Raw genomic sequence first — 20,662 nt, forward strand, 5'->3', positions numbered from 1 at the left:
CACCCCAACCCTCCCCTTGAAGGGGAGGGAGCCAGACAGCGCCTCCTCAACCCGGCAGCCAGCGCGGAGACGCGCTGTCGTTCAGGCGGCAGCGAGCGATGCCCGTTGAAACCCCGCCCTCACCCCCTTGAAGGGGAGGGAGCAAAAAGCTACCCACCCGAACCTGATTAGCTGCTTCCTTCCCATCCCCTGAACATACAAGGAGGAATGGAAGCTCCTGACGAAGCTTCGCAAGTCCGCGCGTTCCGGACAAGGATCTTGCGCAAAGCGGATAAACATTCATCACCCTGAAATGAACACTGTGTCCCACGGACGCCCCAAGCGGCGTCATCGACAGGAGGACACAGCAGATGAAAGGGATCAAGGGCAAGGTCGCCATTGTCACGGGTGGCGCCACGATGATTGGCGAGGCGGTCGCCGCTGAGCTGATCGCATGCGGGGCACGCGTCGTTCTTGCCGACATCGATGCGCTCAAGGGCGCCGCCGCGGCAGAGCGGCTTGGGCGGGACGCTCGTTTCCACCAGACCGACGTCAGCCACGATGCTGACATCGCGCGCTGCATCGATGCCACCGAAACCGCCTTTGGCGGCATCGACTACCTCGTCAATTGCGCGTGCACCTACGTCGATAACGGCGCCGCATCGACCCGCGCCGAATGGAACCAGGCCCTGGACGTCAATCTCGTGGGCGCCGCGATGATGCTTCAGGCCTGCCGTCCGCAGATGGTCAAGCGCGGTGGCGGCGCAGTGGTCAACTTCGCCTCCATCTCCGCCTCGGCAGCCCAGTCCGGACGCTGGCTCTACCCTGTCAGCAAGGCCGCCATCGTGCAGTTCACCCGATCTGCCGCACTGGATCTCGCCTCCGAAGGCATCCGCGTCAACGCCGTTTCGCCCGGCTGGACATGGTCTTCGATCATCGAAACCCTGTCCGGCGGAGACAAGGCGAAGGCCGACTCGGTCGCGGCCGACTACCACATCACCGGCCGCCTCGGCCTGCCTGAGGAAGTCGCACAGGTCGTCAGCTTCCTGCTCTCGGACCACGCCAGTTTCGTCACCGGTGCAGATTACGCCTGCGACGGCGGCTACAGCGCACTGGGCCCCGAAGGCAAGGCCGCTGCGATCACGCGCCTGATGGATTGATTCGCCTCACCCCACAACATCAAGGACACACCAAAGGAGCACTTCATGCATCTCGCCAATGAGAACTCGACCCCGCGCAGCATTGCCATCGTCGGCGCCGGCCAGGCCGGACTGTTGCTTGGCTGCGCCCTTCTGGACAAGGGCTATGCGGTCACCATGGTTACCAATCGCACGGCGGAAGACGTGTGGAACGGCAAGGTCATGTCATCGCAGTTCATTTTCGACCCCGCGTTGCAGATCGAGCGCGATTTCGGCCTCGACCAGTGGGAGGCCGACTGCCCGCGCACCGAAGGCATCAGCTTCTCCATCCCGACACCGGACGGCAGCGGTAACAAGGCCATTCACTGGCACGCTCGCCTCGACGCCTACGGACAGTCGGTGGACCAGCGTGTGAAGATGCCCGGCTGGATGAAGGAGTTCGTCCGCCGTGGCGGCGATCTGCGTTTCGAAGATGTCGGCGTACCCGGGCTCGAAAACCTTGCGGCTGCGCACGAACTGGTTCTGCTCGCCGGCGGCAAGGGCGAGATCGTCAATCTGCTCGGTCGCGACGACAGCCGCTCGCCGGTGCGCCAGCCGATGCGCCAGCTCGCGCTGAGCTACGTCACCGGCATGAAGCGCCACGACTACTACGAGTGCGTGAACTTCAACCTCATTCCCGGCGTCGGCGAGTACTTCGTCTTTCCCGCGCTGACCACCGCCGGTGCGCAGGGCACGCAGGCCTGCGACATCATGGTTTTCGAGGGCGTACCGGGTGGCCCGATGGACTGCTGGGCAGACGTCAAGAGCCCCGAGCAGCACCTCGAGACCAGCCTCAACGTTCTCAAGACCTTCGTCCCGTGGGAATACGAGCGCAGCCGCGACTGCCAGCTCACCGACCCCAATGGCATCCTGGCCGGTCGCATCACGCCGACCGTGCGCAATGCCGTGCTCACGCTGCCGTCCGGCCGCAAGGTGTTCGGCATGGGTGACGCCGTGCTGGTCAACGACCCCATCACCGGCCAGGGCTCGAACAATGCCACCAAGGGCGCGAAGCACTATCACGATGCGATCCTTGCCCGTGGCGCGGCGCCCTTTGACGAGGCGTGGATGCGGCAGACCTTCGATGCGCTGTACACAGGCTACGCGGAAAAGGTCGTGAGCTGGACCAACAGCCTGCTGTTCCCGCCACCGGAATACATCGTCAAGCTGCTCGGCAGCGCCCAGCAGGTGCCCGCGATCGCATCGCGCATCGCCAATGGTTTCAACGACCCGCGTGATTTCGCCAATTACTGGTTCGACCCGGCCGCGGCCGACCGTCTGATCGAGTCCGAAATGCAGAAACTTGCCGCCTGAGGAAACCATAATGAAAACATCCAGAAAAGCCACCCCCAGCACCCTGAGCCGTATCGCACTGGCCGTCTCGCTCACCCTTCCCGTCACCGCCTTCGCCACACAAGGCACCTTTCCCCACGGCTACGGCGTCAAGGCCGAAGGCATGGCCGGGGTGTCGATCGCCCTGCCGCAGGATGCCGTCGCCGGCGCAAACAACCCGGCCGGCATGGTTCATGTCGGCAGCCGCTTCGATCTCGGCGGCGCTTTTCTCAAGGTCGACAACGGTGCCGTGCTCGGCGGTACCGACTTCAATGGCGCCGAAGACAAGACCCTCTACATCATTCCCCAGCTCGGCTACAACCATATGCTCGACAACCAGCAGTCGATCGGTCTGTCGGTGGTCGGCAATGGCGTGGGGACCGACCAGGGCGGCCCGGTCGGCCCGCTCACCGAACCCAAGTCCGAACTGCAGCAGATGGTGAGCACGGTGAGCTATGCGCGCAGGATCGACGATGCCAACAGTCTGGGGGTCGGTCTCGTCCTCGGCTACCAGCGCCTGCGCATCGAAGGCCCGGCGGGACTGGGCTTGCCGCAGGGACGGGATTCGTCCTTCGGCTTCGGCCTCAGCCTCGGCTGGCAGGGTCAGGTCACGCCCGAGCTCGCGCTCGGCGCGACCTGGTCGAGCAAGGTACGCATGGGCAAGATGGACGAGTTCAAGGGCCTGCTCGCCGAGCAGGGCGATCTGGACATCCCCGAGCATTACGGCATCGGCGCCGCGTGGACGCGCGGCGCCACCACGGTGGCCGCGGACGTGATGCGCATCAAGTGGGCCGACGTGGCCTCGCTCGGCAATGCCGGCGTGGCCATTGCGCCGGGCGCACCCGGCGCGAACGATGGCCCCGGTTTCGGCTGGCACAACCAGACCGTCTGGCGCGTCGGCGTCGCCCACGCAGTCAGCGACAGCCTGACCTTGCGTGCCGGCTACAGCCATGGCACCCAGATCCTCGACTCGCAGAGCACCTTCCTCGGCATTCTCGCGCCGGCGGCAAACCGCAAGCACTGGACGCTGGGCGCCACCGTCGCCGTTGCGCCGAAGATGGAACTGTCGCTCGCCTATGCCCGGTCCCCCAAGGAAACCGTGCGCGGCGACGGCCCCGGCCCCAACAACGGCACCGACCTCTACATGGGTCAGCACTGGCTTTCGGCCAGCCTCGCCATCCACTTCGACTGAACACGACCGGAGAGCCGTCATGATCGATCCACGCGCCTACCGCAACGCGCTGGGGCACTTCGCCACCGGCGTGACCGTGATCACCACACGGGATGCCGAGGACAAGCCCGTCGGCGTCACCGTCAACAGCTTCAGCTCGCTCTCGCTCGATCCGCCATTGATCCTGTGGAGCCTGGCGAAGAAGTCCTACAGTCTGGACGCCTTCGAACGCCACCCGGCGTTTGCGGTACACGTGCTGGCAAGCGACCAGCAGAGCGTGTCCGACCGCTTCGCGCGCGCCGGTACCGACAAGTTCGCCGGCATCGATGCCGGCGAGGGCTTCGGCGGCGTGCCGCTGCTTCCGGGCTGCGCGGCGGTGTTCCAATGCACTACCGAACACCGCTATGACGGGGGCGACCATGTGATCATGGTCGGCCGCGTGCAGCGCTTCGATACCGCGGAGCGTCCGCCGCTGCTGTTCTACCGCGGCCGGTACGCGACACCTGAAACCGAGGCCGTCCCTTTCACCAGCCTGTTGCGCGCCTTTGCCGGCGCGGCGGCCTGAAGGGGGCGACGATGAGCAAGTTCGACGCGGTCATTGTCGGCAGCGGCATCAATTCGCTGGTGTGCGCAGGCATTCTTGCCAAGCGCGGCAAGAAGGTCGTGGTGCTCGAGCGCGAAGCCGTCCTCGGCGGCTGCATCCGCAGCGAGGCGCTGACGGCCCCCGGCTTCCTGCACGACACCCTGTCGACCGCCCATCCGCTGTTCGTCACCTCGCCCGGCTACGCAGAGCTGAAGGACGAGTTGCATGCCCGCGGCCTCGCCTACGGCAACAATGCGACGCCCACCGGCATTCTGATGCCGGACGGGCGCTCACTGGTGATGGGCACCTCGCGCGATGCCAACGTGCACGCAATGAACGCGCTCGCCGCGGGCGACGGCGATGCTTATGCCGAAGCCATGGGCTTTGTCGAGCGCAATGCCGAACTCATCTTCGCGCTGCTCGGCAACGAGTTGTGGAGTTCGCAGATCGGCAAGATGATGCTGGGACGGGTGTGGAAACAGGGCGCGCACGACACCATGGCCTTTTTCGGACCCGCCATGCAAACCTGCCGGGCATGGCTGGAGACGCGCTTTCGATCCGATCTGGTCAAGGGCTTGCTCGCGCCATGGGTCCTGCATACCGGCCTCGGCCCCGAGAGCGCGATGTCGGCACTGATGGCCCAGGTCGTCGCTTTCACGCTGGAGGCGGTCGGCCTGCCCATCGTCAAGGGCGGCAATGCAAGGACGGTGGATGCCTTCCGTGCGTTCATCGAAGGCTGCGGGGGCGTGTTCCACACGGCCGCAGACGTGGCGGAAATCCTGGTCGACGGCGGCAAGGCCCATGGCGTCCGGCTGGCCGACGGCCGCATCTTCGAAGGCAAGCAGGTCATCGCCAACGTCACCCCCACCCAGCTCTACGGCCGCCTGCTCAAGAACGGCAGCGCACCCGAGCCGATTCGCCGTCAGGCAGCCGAGTACCGTTACGGCAAGGGCAACATGCAGATCCACCTCGCGCTGTCGGCGCCACCGCAGTGGCCCGAGGCACATCTGCGGGATGTCATCTACCTGCATTTGACGGAGGGGATGGATGCCGTTTCGCGTGCAGTCAATGAAGCCGAGCGCGGACTCCTGCCCGCTGCGGGCACCATCTGTGTCGCGCAGCCGTGCGCCGTGGATGCGTCGCGCGCACCGGCCGGGCAGTGGGTGCTGTGGATACAGCTGCCCGAGTGCCCGCGCCATATCAAGGGTGACGCCGCCGGCGACATCCCGCCACCGGCAGACGGGCGCTGGAACACCGACATCGCCGAGCGCTACGCGGACCGCATCATCGGTCGTATTGCCCGTCAGGTGCCAAACCTGGAAAGCAGCATCGTCGGTCGCAAGGTGATTTCTCCGGCCGATCTCGAGGCGATGAACATCAACCTCGTCGGCGGTGACCCCTACTCCGGCGAGTGCAGTATCGACCAGTACATGTTCTGGCGTCCGCTTCGCGGGGTCAAGGATCACGCCACCCCGGTCAAGAATCTTTACCAGATCGGTGCATCGACCCACCCCGGCCCGGGCCTGTCCGGTGCGTCGGGCTTTCACGTAGCCAACGCGCTCGCAAGGCGCTGAGCCCAAATGCACTGCAGCAGCTTCACCGCAGATGGCGAAGCTGCTGCAGCGCCTCGTAAGTCGGAGGGCGTTCAGACGGTAAACTGGCCCATTGCCATCTTCATTCGTTCCACCGACCGGTCCAGGCTACCGACGGCGGCACGCGTCTGTGCCACCACCGACATGTTCTGGTCGGTCATCGAGGCGACCCGTTCGACACTTTGAGCCATGACGGCCATCGCATTGTTCTGCTCGGCCGAGGAATGGGTAATGTCATTGACCATACCCAGCGTCTTGCCCATCTGCGTGTTGATCTCAAGCAATGCGCCCTGCGCATCCTGCACCAGCTGAACGCCGCTTTCGACCTGCGCCGCACCCTGTCGCATGCCGCTGACCGCCTTGCCGGTTTCGGCCTGGATCGCGCTCACCATGGTGCTGATTTCCTTGGTCGCGTTTCCGGTGCGTTCGGCCAGCTTGCGCACTTCGTCGGCAACCACGGCGAAACCGCGGCCCTGCTCACCCGCTCTGGCCGCCTCGATTGCCGCATTGAGCGCCAGCAGATTGGTCTGATCGGCGATATCGCTGATCACACCGGTAATGCGGGAAATCTCGGCCGACTTGGCGCCCAGGAACTCGACCTGACCCGCGGCGTGCTTGACCGTGTCGGCCAGCGCCAGGATGGTTTCGCTCGCCTTTGCCGACAGGGTGCTGCCGCGTGCCGACACCTCGCTCGCCAGTTCCGCTGCGCTGCGAGTGGCCGCAGCATGGGCGGCCACTTCGCCAATGGAAACCGTGATCTGCTGAATACCCGCCGCGGCGGACGATGTCGCATCGCTCTGCACATGCGCCGCATCGCTGACGTTGCCGACCCCGCATCCCACCTCGCTGGAGACATTCGCCACCTGTTTTGCGGAATCGCTCATCCCCTGCACCGTGGCCTGCACCGAAGACACGAAGCGGTCGAGGCTGCGCGCGATGTCACCGACCAGATCGTGACGCGCAAGCACGAAACGTTTTCGCAGGTCGCCGCTCACCAGCAGGTGATCGACGTAGGCATGGAGCGATGAAATATCCCCTCCAAGGCGCGGCAAGCCCAGGAAGAGGAAGGACGTCGCCCACAGCACCGCCAGCACCGCCACGCCGGTTGCCAGCTCCTGGTGGAAGGGAAAGCGCGCAAGTTGCCCACCGAGTACGACAAGCGACAGCAACACGGTCAGCACCGCAAGTCCGAGCAGTTGCGTTTTCGCCGAATTGAATGCGGCCCACACTGAAGTTCGCGCCGGCACCACCCGTCCGTGGCGAATACAGATCGATCTGTCGCCCGCCTTGATGCGCTTGTACGCAACCTCAGCAGCCGCCACCTCTTCGCGATCAGGACGGCCCCGCACCGACTGATAACCGACCACCCGTCCGTTCTCTCGCACCGGTGAGGCGTTGGCCACCACCCAGTAGAAGCCACCATCGCTACGGCGGTTCTTGACGATACCGCGCCATGGCCGCCCGGCTTTCAGATCCCGCCACATGTCGGCGAAGGCCTCCGCCGGCATGTCCGGGTGACGCACGATATTGTGCGGCTGCCCAACCATCTCTTCAGGCCGGTAGGCACTGATCTTCGCAAAGGCGTCGTTCGCTTCGATGATGATGCTGTCGAGATCGGTGCGGGAATAGATGAACTCCCCCTCGGGCAGCAGGGTCTCTACGTCGATGACGGGTGCTGGATTACGCATGGTTGCCCCTTGTGGTGTTTCGGTCTTGATGATGAAACAGAAGCAATTGATGTGCCGGGGCTATCCCAGCTGATACAACGAAGGCATTAGCCTTGAGGCAGCAGATCCGCGCCCCCGGTGAGCCAGGTGTTGGCGAACGCCACCGGTGGCATCGGACGCCCGTAAAGATAGCCTTGAGCCTTGTCACATCCCAGTGACAGCAAGCTCTTCGCCTGATCTTCAGTCTCCACCCCTTCGGCGAGCGTACCCAGGCCGAGGCTCTTGGCCATCGCAATGATGGTGGCGACGATGCTGTGGTCGTTGCGATCCGACAGCATATGTCGAACGAACGACATGTCGACCTTGAGCGTACTGGCCGGAAAACGTTTCAGGTATGACAGGGAGGAGTGTCCGGTACCGAAGTCGTCGATGGCGAAGTGGAACCCGGCGTCGACCAGCGTGCGCGTCACCTTCATCGCGCTCGCGGGGTCGAGCATCACGCTCGACTCGGTGATTTCGAGTTCGATGCAACTGTTCGCCACCCCAGCCTCGCGCGCGATCGACTGCGCCCGCTGGGCGAAATCCTCGCGTTCGATCTGCTGCGCCGATACGTTGATCGCCATGCGGGCGGGCAGACGCAGCCCGGCCTGCTCCCAGAAGCGGATCTGCCTGCAGGCCTTCTTCAGCACCCATTCGCCCACGGCAACCATCATGCCGCGCTCTTCCGCAATCGGAATGAACTCCGCCGGGCTGACCCAGCCCCATTCGGGATCCTGCCAGCGCAGCAGCGCCTCGGCACCGATCAGGCGCCCGCTGTGCAGCTCCACCTGGGGTTGATAATGCAGCTGCAGGACGCCATCCTGCAGCGCCTTCCCGAAGCGCCGTGCAACCTCCAGTCTGCGTGCCAGCACCGCGCCCATCTCGGCGTCGTAGAAGCAGTAGCCACCGCCGCTCTGCTTGGCCCGGTACATGGCAATGTCGGCATGCTTGAGCAGAAACTGGGCGTCCGCGCCATCGTGCGGAAACAGCGCAACGCCAATGCTCGCCCCCAGCTCAAAGCGATTGCCCTTGATCTCGATCGGCTTGGCAAGCGAACGGTTAAGTCGCTCGGCAATGAGCGTCGCGCCCGAGCGCCCGGTTTCACTGGCGATGATGACGAACTCGTCGCCGCCGAGTCTCGCCAGGGTTTCGTCATGGCGCAGCGTGGTGCGAAACCGATGGGCCACTTCGGCCAGCACGAGGTCGCCGCAGCCATGACCTTGCGTATCGTTGACCTCCTTGAACCGGTCGAGATCAATGAAAAGCAGGGCAACGTTGTGACCATGCCGTCGTGCCGATGCCAGCGCCCGCTCCAGCCGATCCCGAAACAGTGCACGATTTGGCAGGCGAGTCAGCGAATCGTAGAACGCAAACTGCTCGATTCTGCCCTCTGCCGTCTTGCGCTCGGTGATGTCCTGCACCGTGCCGATGACCGAAACGAAATTGCCTTCCGCATCCATCTCCAGTTCGGCACGCTCTTCGAGCCACCGGATCTCCTCACCGCAATAGATGCGGTGCTCAACCCGGTAAGGTTCGCCGCCGAGCGCCCTCTGCCACGCCTCGTGCACCGCCTCGCGGTCAGCCGGATGGATCTTGTCGACAAAGAAGGGGTAATCGATTGGCGTTCCCGGCGCCACGTCGAACAGTCTGTACGTTTCCGCAGACCATTCGATTCCGTCGGGTTGCGCACCTTTGCGGTCCATGCTCCAGCTGCCGATTTTCGCCACCGACTGCGCATGGCGGAGCAAGGCCTCGCTGCGCGCGAGTTTCAACTCCGCCTGCCGGCGCAGCAACTCCGCCTCACTGACCTCCTCGATGACGACGAGAAGCCGGTCGCGTTCGTCGCTCAGGCAGATCGGCCGGATCGTGACCCTCGCCTGCTTGCACACCGGGCTGTGCGTGGCGTGCAGGCAGAACGACCTGTCATGCAGCTCTGCGCCCCCGCGCACGACGTCGAGCGCGGACGCTTCAAGCCCTTCGCAGTCGATCACCTCGGCCAAATGCCGTCCAAGCACCTTCTGCAGACTCAGACCGAACATCTTCAACGCCGAACTGTTGGCGGAGAGAACCACGAGCTCGGACGAGAGGACGAGAATGCCGTCATGCATGCTCTCGAACACCATATCCGAATAGTTTTTCAGCCCGCGTATGGTCTGATCTCGCGCATCGATATAGGTGTCGATGGCCAGACCCATGTCGAACAGCACGATCTTGATCAGCGACTGAACCACTTCCACCGCGCGCTCGGGCGAATCCTTCAGTCGATGACTGATTTCCGGCAGCAGGCCGACCAGGTACTTGGCGTAGGCGCCCAGGTACCAGGTTGGCGAAAGCCCGACGCGATGATGCGCGGTACCAACCCGCACGCGATGATGAATGTAGTCCCGTCCATAGTTGCCGGCGGTCAGGCCCTCGAAATACGCGGTCTGGGAACGCTGCAGTCGCCCGAGGGTCTCCGTGTCGGGCAGCAGCGCGCGCATTTCTTCAAACGACAGCAAGTGCCTGTAGAACTCGGAGGCGAAGTCCGGCGCATAGCCCGCCAGCATCTCGTGCAGTTGCCTGAGGCGGGCGATATCGTCCTCGCCAAACTCCAGAAAGGCCTTGCGCCGGTCGATCGCGGCATCGGACAAATCGAGCGTGCTGATCATCTGGCTGAGGCCCCGCATGTCGGCATTCATGCTTCGAGCCTCCACTGCTGAATCCGGTGCAGACACGCAGCCCGCGCTGACGCAAATGCAATGCCGGCCCGCAGGGGAAATCCTGTTCCATGACGTTGAGAACCGAGACTCTTAAGAGCAAGCGCCTGGCGATGTTCCGACATACTCCACCCACTGTCATGCGCCGAACCTCTGCCATGCAGGGTCGACAGTTAATTGTTTTCGGGGCGGAATTTGGGCCCAGACAGGCCGGCAACAAGCGCTGCCTGGCAACGACATCCCGGCGGGGGCTGGGCCGAGGTGATCAATTCAGCTGACAGACATCGCATGCCTTGCACACGATGCTCAGTGATTTCTTGTAACCAATTTGCCTGATGTGTTGACAAAAATCAATAATGAATCAGTAAATTCAACCTAAATATTTCACAATTAAATGCAAAACCACGGATCCGGCATGCCAGACGGATCGTGCAACGCGCGGATGCACTCACGAAACGGACAGTACCGGGGGCTGGAGGGTCATCTGTGCCTCGACACCGTCATGCAACGCTCGAAAGCCAAGCAGGATGCCTGGCGACGTCATCAGCGCTCTGACCAGGCCAAGCCCTACGCCGCACGCATTCCCGGTTTCAAAATCGAATCCGTCCGGCAGTTTTCCGGGATTGAAGATGGTCACGCAGCCGCTGTCACCCCGAATCGTCAAGTTCACCTGCGGCGGCCGAGTCGCGGCCATCGCACCTGCATGCGCGACCGCGTTGTTCAACAGTTCGTTGAGGATCAGGGCCACCGCGACCGTATCGCTCTCGGCAATCACCAGGCGCCCGCATGTCGGCGCCACGCCCGTCTGCTCGACCTTCACGCCGGACAGGCCCGACACGCTCTGGACCACCGCGGGCAACAGTTCGCACAACATCACACGTTCGGGATAGACCTGTCCGCACAGGCCATGGACCACCGCAACGGTGTGTACCTGCGCCATTGCGGATTGAAGCAGCCCCCCGACCTCCGGACGCTTGCCGGCCTCGCGGCTCAACAGACCGGTAACGACCTGGAGATTGTTCTTGATCCGGTGATGCACCTCGCGGGTGAGGTTGTCGCGCAGACGCAGGGCCTGCTCGATACGCGCCTGCTCCTCCCGCTTTTGGGCACTCACATCCTCAAGCGCCACCCGCAGCAATGGCCCGTCGCTTCCAGGGAGAAGCCGGAGGCAGCGCAGGAATGCGTCGAAGCGCGTCCCATCGTCGCGCTGCAAGGACAGTTCGCAGCGCTGCTTGCCGTCCTCTTGCAATGCGTACAGGAAATTCTGTCGCCACGCGTTGAGGCCGTCCGCCGGGATGAAGTGCTCGAAGGAATGTCCGACCAGCACCTCACGCGCGGCCCCAAGCAGCGCACTCCCGGTCTGATTGATCGCGGCAATGCGCGCCTGCCGGTTCAGGGTCAGGTAGCCAACCGGCGCGAACTCGTAGACGTCCAGGTAGATGTCGCGAAAGAAACCAATGGAAAGCGCGTCGGCGTCATCAAGATCACACCCCTGCGCCAGCGCGGCAATCCGCTCACGATCAGGCTGCCCCGCTATAGCTGGAGGTGGATTCAATTTCATTGATCTGCTCCTGAACGACACCCGGCTGCGGAAAAATCACATGCTCGCCACGCGCGCGGCGCAATCGATCACGGCAAACGCAGGAGGTTTCGACCCGCGACATTTCATGCCGGTCTCTGTCGCCACCATGTCATGTCGCCCAAGAATTCCATCGCGCCGCACCATCACCGTGTACCGTCATCATAGCGCGGCGCAAATCTGCCGCCCTATTGCGACAAACCCTCGACCGGACTGACGACGGGAAACCCGATCTCGACCTCGACCTTGACCCATTCCTCGACGCAAGTGAAACGCAGCGTCATTCCCGCATCGGGCAACAGCGTCCGGACCAGCCCGAGCCCGGTACCGATGCCTCGCCCGGAATCGAAATCGAAGCCCTCCGGCAGATGACCACGATTCGCAATGCAAAGCAGCCCGCTGCCATCGCGCCGGGCCAGGGTAACCTCCGGCGCCGACGCCGTGGCGTCCTGGTCCGAATGCTTCACCGCATTGGTGACCAGTTCATTGACGATCAGCGCAACGGCAACGGTGTCGCCTTCCCGGATCATCAGGGCACCTGTCGACGGCTCGATGCCGTTACGCGCAACCGGCACGCCGGTCAGATCCGACACACTGCTTACGATCACGGGCAAGAGCTCGCATAACAGGACGCTGCTGCGCGTGACCTGTCCATACAATCCATGAACCACGGCAATCGCGCCGACCTGGGCAATCGCCGCTTCGATCGCAGGAAGCGCCAGCGGATGCCTGCCGGCTTGCCGGCGCAGCAACCCGATCACCGTCTGCAGGTGGTTCTCGATCCGGTGGTGGACTTCTCTTGTCAACGCATTACCCAGGCCTGTCGCTTCACGCGCAGGTACGGCAACCTCCCATGGGCCACATACCCGCCCCGCTTCGGACCGCCCAATGCCCGAAGCGACTCGGTCAGCATGAACCGCCGGCCCCGAACATCCCCGCGTCAGCATCCACCAGCACGACGCCATCAAGGAGACGCAGCTCAGGAGCGACAGCCATTCCAGCAAGTCGCGCACGCTCAAGCCCTGGCTGAATCGAAGTTCCGCATTCGCGGCGAATGCCGCAGCCACAAGGGGGATCATCACGATGCAATGACTGCCCGCCAATCCGAGTGCGATTCTCAATTTGAAAGACATGGAAATCCCGTTCGATCACCCGCAACTGGGTGCGCAGAAACCTGTTCAAACCGTTTGCGGTTCTCCCGGGGCAGGGATTGGGCCCCGATTGAAAGGACGCCGCGAGGCACGGGCGACGTCCCGATGCGTTACCACTTGATTCCGATCCTTGGCGACTGTCGAGTCTCGAGGCGTGCAACCCGGCATGTTGACGCCGGCAACGAGATCTCGATATTCACCCGGTTCATCGATGGAAATTTCGCACAAGCGAGTCGTGACCACAAGCACTTGTGTCATTCGTCGCGGAGGATGTGGTTCTCACGCTCGACCGCCACAATCAACTCCTCGGCCAGTTCACTGAGCTTGCGCCGTTCCGACCGCGCCCGTCCGCGCAGAAAGTCAAACGCCTCCTGTCTGTCCAGCCCCTTTCGCACCATGACGATGCCAACCGCCGTACGCGTTTTCTGTTCGACGGACAAGGCCCGTTCGAGATGGCTGCTTGTGCTGCGCAACCCGTCGATCTCGCGTGCACGGGCGATCGACGCTTCGATGAAGGGAATCAGTTGCGGAATATCCACCGGCTTGATCAGATAGCCCATCGCGCCGGCTGCAGCAGCCTCCCGCACGATCGACTCGTCCCCGTATGCGGACAGGAACACGAACGGTGGCCCCCCACGGGCAGAGAAATGCTTGGCAAGATCAAGCCCGTTCATCCCCGGCATGACCATATCGAGCACGGCCAGGTCGAAGGTCCGACTTTCGACCGCCTTCATCGCATCGTCGCCGGAAGCGGCGATGGATACGCTGTACCCCATATCGCGCAAGCCCTCGGCGAGCAGATTCAGGATCACCCTGTCGTCATCGACGATCAGAACATTCATCATGTTGCGTGCGCTCCTCCAGGTGAAAGTACCAACTTGCGCGAGAAACCAAAGGTTGCGCACGATACCTCAGTCTGTCGGACGCGGGAGGAGATCACGCCTCAAAATGGGCAAAGAGTCACACATCAACGCACCTCGCTTCGCGGCCTGCCCCATGGCCCGGCCGCGAAGCGTCAGGTCGCGTACTGCGCCCAGTTGTTGGCCAGGTGAAGGGCTGCCCGATGCGCGAGGGCCGATGCAGTGAAGGTGGGATTGACCGCGCCGCCCGAGGGGAACAGCGACGGACCGGCAATGAACAGATTGCGCAGTTCATGGCAGCGGCCATGAGCGTCGGTGACCGAATTCCCCGGATCACGGCCCATTCTTGTGCCACCCAGCAGATGCATGCCCACCAGCGGCCCATGCCAGGCCGAGCGCGCGCCAGCACGACGCAGGATCTCCGTCCCCTCGCGCATCGCGTGCGCATGCAGGCGCACCGCATCGTCATCGAAGCGGTGAACGACCCGAATCCCGGGCATGGCAGTCGCACTGGCCCCGGCCACGAGCTCAACGCGATTCTCCGCAAGCGGCAAGCTCTCCCCCACCACCGTCATCGAGCCGAAGTGCGCACTCGCCTCCCTGATGAAGGCATTGAACGCCTCCCCGTGGAGATCGGGACGGGAGCAAGCCATGCCAAGCAGATCATTGGGTTTCGTCGCATGACCGATCAGCCACTGGTAGCCGCCATGAAACGGTTTGTCATCCGATCTCGCCTTGGCGTAACGGTCCTGACACACCAGTTGTCCACCGCTGACGCCAAGCTGGCAGTCGGTCTCTTCCGCAAAAAGCCCGAAAACGCCCCCCGCCGCATGCGTGTGCAAGTACCGCCCGACCGTGCCCGAACCGTTGCCCAGTCCCTGCGGGTGCGCGGCAGTGGCCGACGCCAGCAACAGCCGCGGGGTCTCCAACGCAAACCCGGCGATCACGACGACCGCCGCCGGCTGGAACACCCTCTCCCCCTGGGCGTCGGCAACAATCACGCCAATCGCGCGGCCACCGCTGGCATCCGTGACGATCCGCTCCACCCGCTGCCGGTAGCGCACCTGCGCGCCTGCCTCGACGGCCCACTTCAGATACGTGGACTGCGGATTCGCCAGCGCGCCGGTTGGACATCCCGCATCGCACCAACCGTCATAGACACACGCCCCCCGGCCGCGATAGGGCGCAGTTGCAATCGCAAGCGGCAGGGGCGCGACATGCATTCCAAGCTGCTCGAAGCCGCGAGCCAGGATATCCCCCTGGCGGAATCGCGGAATCGGCGGCAATGGATAGTCTGCGCCCGGCGGGCGCCAGCGCTCGGCCCCGGCATCGCCGGCGATGCCAACCTCCGTCTGCACGGCGTCGTAGGACTCGCGCAGATCGTCGTAGGCAATCGGCCAGTCGGCGCCGACGCCAAAACGCGTGCGAACCTCGAAATCCTCCGGATGAAGGCGGAACCAGCACGCGTAGTGGTGTGCCGCCGCACCGCCACCGCCCTGCCCGGTATTGAAGTTGATCCCCAGCGGGTGCGCGCCGGCACTCTCCACCAGATCGGGCGTACCCTTCAGGCGACGCGCCCATATCTGCGAGCTGACCATCGCCTGGGTGCCCCTTTCGGGACCGGCTTCGCAGATCACCACCGACCGTCCTGCAGCGGCGAGACGATGGGCCATCAGGCTGCCCGTCTGACCGCCTCCCACGACCACAAGCTCGACTTCTGGCAGCACCTTCATGTCAGCACCTCCGACTTCCCTGGCCAGACGGAGGGTGGCTCGATGTGCGCGCGATAGCTCAAGCCGAGCGCCTCGATCCCAGCCGTCGAACCAAACACCAGGTCAGCGCCATCGGCCTTGCTGACGAAGTAAAACAGGCCGGCCGGCGGTCCGCGCCAATCGCGCGGCTTGCCGCCGCCAACTTCATCGATCAAGCGCGTGCGCGCCTCCACGTCGAGTGCGCCGAAGTGACCGCCAAAGTGCTTTTGCGCCAGCCTATCGACCGCGCTCAGGCCATCCTGGTAGAAGGCGGCGTAAGACCCCGGCCAGTCCATGTAGCGAAGAAACAGCACGCTCGCCTCCCTTGGCAGCGAAAGCTGGCTCGCCAGATAACGCGCAGCACCGGCCGCCGCCGCACCGGGCACCAGCGCATCCAGCCATCGCGACCAGAGATCGAGCGCGTCAGCGTCGACACCTGCCTCAAGGGTTGCCGAAGCGGCAACCCCAGGCACCGGTACCACCATGGAAGCGGCGGCGAATGCCCCCGCTTTCAATAGCGCGCGGCGCGTACCGTCCTGCAATGAATCAAACCTGCTGATCGTCATTTCATCTTCTCTCCAATCGAGCCGATGCGGCGGATGAAGGCAGCTGCAGTTGCCCGCATTCATCGCTGGCCTGGGGTGGTCTGCTCGGCATTCGCCTCAGGCGAAGCGGCACGCCGTCTCGAAAGGCAAGCGAGGATTGCGCGGAAACAGCGCGGCCGCATCGCCATAGCCGAGATTGCACAGGAAGTTGCTGCGCCAGGGCGTGCCTTCGAAGAAGCATGCGTCGACCCGCTCGCGATCGAAACCCGACATCGGTCCGCAGTCGAGTCCAAGCGCACGCGCGGCCATGATCAGGTAGGCGCCCTGCATGGAGCCATTGCGAAACGCGGTCTCCCCGGCAAAGGCGGGGCTATCGCGAAAGTAGCCGCGAACGTCCTTGTGTGGCGAGAGCGTCGGCAACTGCGCCCAGAAATCCCGATCGTGAGCGACGATGACGCACACGGGTGCGGCCATCGTCTTGGCGACATTGCTCGGCAGCAGGGCCTCGCACAAACGCACCTTCCCTTCGGCCGAGCGCACGAACACGAGCCGCATCGGGCTCGCATTGAAGCTGGTCGGCCCCATGCTGGCGAGTGCATAGAGGCGTCGCAGCGTGTCGTCGTCCACCGCCCGGTCGAGCCATGCATTGTGCGTTCGGGCCGCAGTGAAGAGGCGCGCCAGACTGGCCTCGTCGAGCGCCTCACTCATCGCCCTGTGCCCCCGGCGCGAGGCCCGTGAAGCCGCCTGCTGCATAGAGCAGCGGGCCGTCGGTCGCAGCACCGCAGACGGCGACGACATCCACCGTCACGATGGAGTGCGTGCCCGCATCGACGACATCGCGCACACGACCATCGAACACCGTGAGCGCATCGCGCAGTACAGGCGCACCACACACCCCGGTGTCCCAGTGTCCGACGTCGAAACGGGTCTCACCCTTGATGCTGGAAGATGCAAAGCGCTGGCCCATTCCGGCCTGTCCCTGCGCCAGCACGTTGATGGCCATCGCCGCACCACGCGCAATCAGTGGAAAGGCTCCGGCCGAATGACTGATACACGCCATCACCCGCGGCGGATCGACGCTGAGCGAGCAGAACGAGGAAATGGTCAGACCCGCCCGCTCCTTTGCCCTGGCAACGGTGGCGATCGCCACCGGCTGCGCCAGTCGCCGCATGCCGTCCTTGAAGGCCTCCGCCGATGCATGGCCAAAATCTACCGGAACGACGGTACTTCCTGCTCTTGCCGGCGCGTGGGCGAGCCCGCTCATGACTGCACCTTGAACGCCTTGCGCAAACCGCGCGCTTCGAGAATCGGCAGCACATTGTCGCGGAAGTAGGGAAACTCCTCTGCATAGTCGACGAAGGACAGCGTAGACCCGGCAAAGCCGGCTTCGTGGAGTTTCTGGATGCCATCGGCCACCGTCACCGGATCACCCACCAGCGGATAACCGCCATGTCCGCCCGAGAACCGGTCGCGGATCAGCTTGAGCTGATCCTTGGGAAAGGACTCGGCATGGGCGAACATCAGGTTGATGATGTTGTCCACCGCGGCCCAGTCCGCATGCGTCTGCGAGTAGTAGTGGTGATAGTCCTCGGCCTCCTTCGCCGTCGGTCGGCACACGACATAGGAGAAGGTCAGCACGTCCACCTTGCGTCCCTGCGCGGCGGCGAGCGCCTTGATGCCGGCGATCTCGTCCTTCGATCGCCCGAGATCGATGGCCGAAGTAAACAGGAAGTCGGCATTGCGGGTAGCAAACTCGCGTCCCTGCGTCGAACCGGCCGCGTTGAAGATCGGCACCTTGCCGACGATCGGGTGCGGCTGGCCATACGCGCCCTTGAGCTTGAAGTACTTCCCGTCCCAGTCGAAACGCGCGTCCTCGTACCAGAGCTTGCGGATGATGTCGTACCACTCCTGGCCCATTTCGTAGCGGGTTTCGTGGTCGTCGGGCAGCGTTTGGCCCATCGCGTCATACTCCGGCTTGTTCCAGCCGCAGACGATATTGAGACCCGCGCGCCCACGACCGATCTGATCGATGGTGGCGATCTGCTTGGCCACGACGACCGGATGGTTGCACGCCGTATGGATGGTGGCAAATACGTTGATGTTCTTCGTATGGGCAAGCAGGCCGGCGGCCCAGGTCATGGTCTCGAGCACGTTGCCGTGAAAATCCGTTTCGCCGCCATAGCCGATCCAGCGTGCGATCGGCAGCATGAATTCGATGCCGGCGGCATCGGCAAGGCGTGCAAGACGGAGATTGTTTTCCCAGGTGTTCTGCCAGCGTTCGGCGACCTGGGTCACCGCCATGCCACCCGAACAGTTCGACGCGAAGAAGCCGAGCTTGAATGCGTTGTCGTTGAAAACGGGCGGTGCGACGCCATGGGTGTGCTGGGGCATGATCGTTATCCTTATTGAGTACAGACGCTTGTTGGGGCGTGCCTGAAACATCGTTCGGCACAACCCGAATCTAGTCCTCAACAAGGGGCGCAACTATCCCGAAACTCACCCGGCTATCCGCCGCCTGCACGAATCGGCCCGCGCGGCGGATGCCTTCGCGTCCTCAGCGATGCAGGGTCACCGAGGGACTCTCGCCAAAGCAACGCTTGTAGTCGACGGTGAAGTGACCAAGATGCGAGAACCCCCAACGCCCGGCAACCGTCGTTACCGTAGTCGTCTGCGGCGAGGCTCGCAGCAATGCTTCACGCACGCGCTGCATGCGTACGTCCTTGAGGTACTGCATCGGTGTGGTATTGCGATATCTGCGAAACCCTGCGAACAGCGAACGCGTGCTGACACCGGCCTCTTCGGCGAGGTCGCCTATGGTCAGTGCCTCATGCGCGTTCTCCTCGACGAACCGCTCGACCCGGCGAATGAAATGTGGCGCGATCGACGGACCGTCGTCGGCCAGCCGCTCCGAGTAGTTGTGGGGTTGGCACAGCAACAGGGTGGTGATGACCATCTGTTCGATCTGGGCCGCAAACAGCGGCGAGTCGAGTACCGAATGTCCATCCGGTGAGTCTTGCCCAAGCTCCTCGTAGAGCCATTTCATCAACCGCACCCACGACAGGCAACGCGGCGCCGTCAGCGACATCGCTGGCAGGAACTCGACCGGATCCTTGAGCTCGCCGCCAAGGTGCTGCCGACAATGGCGCTCAAGGACGTCGCGGTCGATCTTCACGAACAGCTTTTCGGTATCGGCACCATGGCAGATGCGCACCGGCAAGGTCGGGCTGAGGACAGAGGCGAGGTCGGGATTCGAGTCAACCGTATGCCCGCCGTGTGTGATCACCTCCGAGCCGTGTATCGGCATCTGGATCAGGGCGAAGTTCTCCAGCCTGCCGGGATCGATGTCCACGCTCGCCCCATAGCGCATGCGTCCGATGCCGATGCCGCGAATGGGCCTGAAATACATCTCGGCCCCCACCCGCGAACCGCCGCTGACCAACTTGAGCCGATGTTCGCAGAACACCTTCGACACCCGGGCTCGCGCTTCGTCCGGATCCGAGGTGCAGAACAAGGGGAAGTTTGCCAGCATGGGCCGCGCATGGCCTGGCCCGAAGTGATCCCGTGTCTCCATGGAGCGTCTCTCCAGTATCATCTGCAGTGCGCAGAATTTATTTATGTTTAAATTAAAACAGACCTAAGTCGCTCCCGTCTATACATTTTTCAGTACGTCACCGTACTGCAGCGAGCACGGCGGCTCCCATCACCGACACCGGCACCCAGCCGTTCGGCGGTCAACTCACGTCGGACTAACGCTCAGGCCAGTCTGCGCGCAAAGGTGTGCAGCCTCCGGATAGCCCTTGCGCCCGCGGGATAGGCTGCGCAAGCCCGATCTTCTAGCCTCTCCCCATCGCAATTGAAATCGCAGCCGTCCCGGTACGCAGGGAGAACTCAAGATGAAGCTGTTCGGTTTTGCCGGATTCAGCGGTGCGGGAAAGACGACGCTGATCGAGGGTGTCATTCCCTTTCTGACGCGTCGCGGCCTGCGCGTCGCGTTGATCAAGCACGCCCATCACGACTTCGATATCGACCACCCCGGGAAGGACTCATGGCGGCACCGCAAGGCCGGATGCGCCGAAGTCATCGTGGCCTCGCACAATCGCATCGCGCTGATGCGCGAACGCGCGGCGGATTCATCCTCACCACCGGGGCTGGAGATGCTCACGCAGATGCTCGCCCCCTGCGACCTCGTGCTGGTCGAAGGCTACAAGCACTCGCCCATCCCGAAACTCGAGGTGCGCCGGCGTGACTGCGCAGCCCCGGTTCTGCACGGTGACGATCCCTGGATCGTCGCGCTCGCGGGCGATTTTCGCGAGCGCTGCCACCTGCCCGTGTTCCGACTTGGGGCACATGGCAGCATCGCCGATTTTATCTGCCGCTATCTCGCCCTCGACCATGGCGCCGAAGGCGCAGTGCCACCGCGCGCGGAATCTGCAGCGCCGGGACAGAGGTTGCAGATATCGGATAGTTGAGCACCGTCACCGCGCCCTAAGCTGCAAGCACCTTTCCGACCCGAACCACCCCGCCCGCCGATCGCCAGTG

The 20,662-nt window shown here is 63.6% G+C and carries 17 protein-coding genes; 6 read left to right on the forward strand and 11 right to left on the reverse strand.

Going from position 1 to position 20,662, the window contains the following annotated elements:
- The first annotated feature begins 350 nt into the window (after positions 1-350).
- Genes J5J83_RS04250 through J5J83_RS04270 form a run of 5 tightly spaced genes read left to right on the forward strand, consistent with a single transcriptional unit; the run spans position 351 to position 5,817 of the window.
- Positions 351-1,139: an SDR family oxidoreductase gene (locus tag J5J83_RS04250; RefSeq protein WP_212345818.1), complete on the forward strand. Its 789-nt coding sequence runs from the start codon at positions 351-353 to the stop codon at positions 1,137-1,139.
- A 45-nt stretch (positions 1,140-1,184) separates the two neighbouring features.
- Entirely contained in the window at positions 1,185-2,471 is a 1,287-nt protein-coding gene (locus J5J83_RS04255) for a styrene monooxygenase/indole monooxygenase family protein (RefSeq protein WP_212345821.1), read from the forward strand.
- A 10-nt stretch (positions 2,472-2,481) separates the two neighbouring features.
- Positions 2,482-3,681, forward strand: coding sequence for an outer membrane protein transport protein (locus J5J83_RS04260; protein WP_212345823.1), 1,200 nt, complete (start codon positions 2,482-2,484; stop codon positions 3,679-3,681).
- Between the two features lie 19 nt (positions 3,682-3,700).
- The gene (locus J5J83_RS04265) at positions 3,701-4,225 is read left to right on the forward strand and encodes a flavin reductase family protein (protein WP_212345826.1); all 525 of its coding nucleotides are present in this window, start codon (positions 3,701-3,703) and stop codon (positions 4,223-4,225) included.
- An 11-nt stretch (positions 4,226-4,236) separates the two neighbouring features.
- Positions 4,237-5,817: an NAD(P)/FAD-dependent oxidoreductase gene (locus J5J83_RS04270; protein ID WP_212345829.1), complete on the forward strand. Its 1,581-nt coding sequence runs from the start codon at positions 4,237-4,239 to the stop codon at positions 5,815-5,817.
- Between the two features lie 71 nt (positions 5,818-5,888).
- Here the strand turns inward: J5J83_RS04270 and J5J83_RS04275 are convergent, their stop codons facing one another.
- From J5J83_RS04275 to J5J83_RS04325, 11 genes are all read right to left on the reverse strand, one after another.
- The gene (locus J5J83_RS04275) at positions 5,889-7,523 is read right to left on the reverse strand and encodes a PAS domain-containing methyl-accepting chemotaxis protein (RefSeq protein WP_212345832.1); all 1,635 of its coding nucleotides are present in this window, start codon (positions 7,521-7,523) and stop codon (positions 5,889-5,891) included.
- An 86-nt stretch (positions 7,524-7,609) separates the two neighbouring features.
- Complete coding sequence (locus J5J83_RS04280) at positions 7,610-10,219, reverse strand: EAL domain-containing protein (protein ID WP_212345835.1); 2,610 nt, start codon at positions 10,217-10,219, stop codon at positions 7,610-7,612.
- A 466-nt stretch (positions 10,220-10,685) separates the two neighbouring features.
- A complete protein-coding gene (locus tag J5J83_RS04285) occupies positions 10,686-11,798 on the reverse strand; it encodes a histidine kinase dimerization/phosphoacceptor domain -containing protein (RefSeq protein ID WP_212345838.1) in 1,113 nt (370 codons plus the stop codon).
- A 206-nt stretch (positions 11,799-12,004) separates the two neighbouring features.
- Positions 12,005-12,895 (reverse strand): sensor histidine kinase, encoded by an 891-nt coding sequence (locus tag J5J83_RS04290; protein WP_249115878.1) that lies wholly within the window; start codon positions 12,893-12,895, stop codon positions 12,005-12,007.
- Positions 12,896-13,221: 326 nt separating this feature from the next.
- Positions 13,222-13,812, reverse strand: a complete 591-nt coding sequence (locus tag J5J83_RS04295) for a response regulator (protein WP_212345842.1) — start codon at positions 13,810-13,812, stop codon at positions 13,222-13,224.
- A gap of 170 nt (positions 13,813-13,982) precedes the next feature.
- Positions 13,983-15,560, reverse strand: coding sequence for a GMC family oxidoreductase (locus J5J83_RS04300; RefSeq protein WP_212345844.1), 1,578 nt, complete (start codon positions 15,558-15,560; stop codon positions 13,983-13,985).
- Positions 15,557-16,144, reverse strand: coding sequence for a gluconate 2-dehydrogenase subunit 3 family protein (locus J5J83_RS04305; RefSeq protein WP_212345846.1), 588 nt, complete (start codon positions 16,142-16,144; stop codon positions 15,557-15,559). Before J5J83_RS04305 ends, J5J83_RS04300 begins: the two co-directional genes overlap by 4 nt.
- Positions 16,145-16,240: 96 nt before the next feature.
- The gene (locus J5J83_RS04310; RefSeq protein ID WP_212345848.1) at positions 16,241-16,831 is read right to left on the reverse strand and encodes a malonic semialdehyde reductase; all 591 of its coding nucleotides are present in this window, start codon (positions 16,829-16,831) and stop codon (positions 16,241-16,243) included.
- Positions 16,824-17,387, reverse strand: coding sequence for a flavin reductase family protein (locus J5J83_RS04315; protein WP_212345851.1), 564 nt, complete (start codon positions 17,385-17,387; stop codon positions 16,824-16,826). The genes J5J83_RS04310 and J5J83_RS04315 overlap by 8 nt, the downstream gene beginning before the upstream one ends.
- Positions 17,384-18,514 carry an LLM class flavin-dependent oxidoreductase gene (locus J5J83_RS04320; protein ID WP_212345854.1) on the reverse strand — a complete coding sequence of 377 codons (1,131 nt, stop codon included), beginning with the start codon at positions 18,512-18,514 and terminating at the stop codon, positions 17,384-17,386. Before J5J83_RS04320 ends, J5J83_RS04315 begins: the two co-directional genes overlap by 4 nt.
- Before the next feature lie 163 nt (positions 18,515-18,677).
- Positions 18,678-19,694, reverse strand: a complete 1,017-nt coding sequence (locus tag J5J83_RS04325; RefSeq protein ID WP_212345857.1) for an AraC family transcriptional regulator — start codon at positions 19,692-19,694, stop codon at positions 18,678-18,680.
- Between the two features lie 322 nt (positions 19,695-20,016).
- On the opposite strand from J5J83_RS04325, the gene mobB reads away from it, so the two are divergent.
- The gene (gene mobB, locus J5J83_RS04330) at positions 20,017-20,592 is read left to right on the forward strand and encodes a molybdopterin-guanine dinucleotide biosynthesis protein B (RefSeq protein ID WP_212345859.1); all 576 of its coding nucleotides are present in this window, start codon (positions 20,017-20,019) and stop codon (positions 20,590-20,592) included.
- Positions 20,593-20,662: the final 70 nt, after the last annotated feature.

The organism is Azoarcus sp. L1K30 (assembly GCF_018122735.1).
Taxonomy (GTDB): domain Bacteria; phylum Pseudomonadota; class Gammaproteobacteria; order Burkholderiales; family Rhodocyclaceae; genus Parazoarcus.

Excerpts from the sequence above, each read along its gene's own strand:
- J5J83_RS04250 (WP_212345818.1), top strand. The coding sequence starts at position 351 with ATGAAAGGGATCAAGGGCAAGGTCGCCATTGTCACGGGTGGCGCCACG.
- J5J83_RS04255 (WP_212345821.1), top strand. The coding sequence starts at position 1,185 with ATGCATCTCGCCAATGAGAACTCGACCCCGCGCAGCATTGCCATCGTC.
- J5J83_RS04260 (WP_212345823.1), top strand. The coding sequence starts at position 2,482 with ATGAAAACATCCAGAAAAGCCACCCCCAGCACCCTGAGCCGTATCGCA.
- J5J83_RS04265 (WP_212345826.1), top strand. The coding sequence starts at position 3,701 with ATGATCGATCCACGCGCCTACCGCAACGCGCTGGGGCACTTCGCCACC.
- J5J83_RS04270 (WP_212345829.1), top strand. The coding sequence starts at position 4,237 with ATGAGCAAGTTCGACGCGGTCATTGTCGGCAGCGGCATCAATTCGCTG.
- J5J83_RS04275 (WP_212345832.1), bottom strand. The coding sequence starts at position 7,523 with ATGCGTAATCCAGCACCCGTCATCGACGTAGAGACCCTGCTGCCCGAG.
- J5J83_RS04280 (WP_212345835.1), bottom strand. The coding sequence starts at position 10,219 with ATGAATGCCGACATGCGGGGCCTCAGCCAGATGATCAGCACGCTCGAT.
- J5J83_RS04285 (WP_212345838.1), bottom strand. The coding sequence starts at position 11,798 with ATGAAATTGAATCCACCTCCAGCTATAGCGGGGCAGCCTGATCGTGAG.
- J5J83_RS04290 (WP_249115878.1), bottom strand. The coding sequence starts at position 12,895 with ATGATCCCCCTTGTGGCTGCGGCATTCGCCGCGAATGCGGAACTTCGA.
- J5J83_RS04295 (WP_212345842.1), bottom strand. The coding sequence starts at position 13,812 with ATGATGAATGTTCTGATCGTCGATGACGACAGGGTGATCCTGAATCTG.
- J5J83_RS04300 (WP_212345844.1), bottom strand. The coding sequence starts at position 15,560 with ATGAAGGTGCTGCCAGAAGTCGAGCTTGTGGTCGTGGGAGGCGGTCAG.
- J5J83_RS04305 (WP_212345846.1), bottom strand. The coding sequence starts at position 16,144 with ATGACGATCAGCAGGTTTGATTCATTGCAGGACGGTACGCGCCGCGCG.
- J5J83_RS04310 (WP_212345848.1), bottom strand. The coding sequence starts at position 16,831 with ATGAGTGAGGCGCTCGACGAGGCCAGTCTGGCGCGCCTCTTCACTGCG.
- J5J83_RS04315 (WP_212345851.1), bottom strand. The coding sequence starts at position 17,387 with ATGAGCGGGCTCGCCCACGCGCCGGCAAGAGCAGGAAGTACCGTCGTT.
- J5J83_RS04320 (WP_212345854.1), bottom strand. The coding sequence starts at position 18,514 with ATGCCCCAGCACACCCATGGCGTCGCACCGCCCGTTTTCAACGACAAC.
- J5J83_RS04325 (WP_212345857.1), bottom strand. The coding sequence starts at position 19,694 with ATGGAGACACGGGATCACTTCGGGCCAGGCCATGCGCGGCCCATGCTG.
- mobB (WP_212345859.1), top strand. The coding sequence starts at position 20,017 with ATGAAGCTGTTCGGTTTTGCCGGATTCAGCGGTGCGGGAAAGACGACG.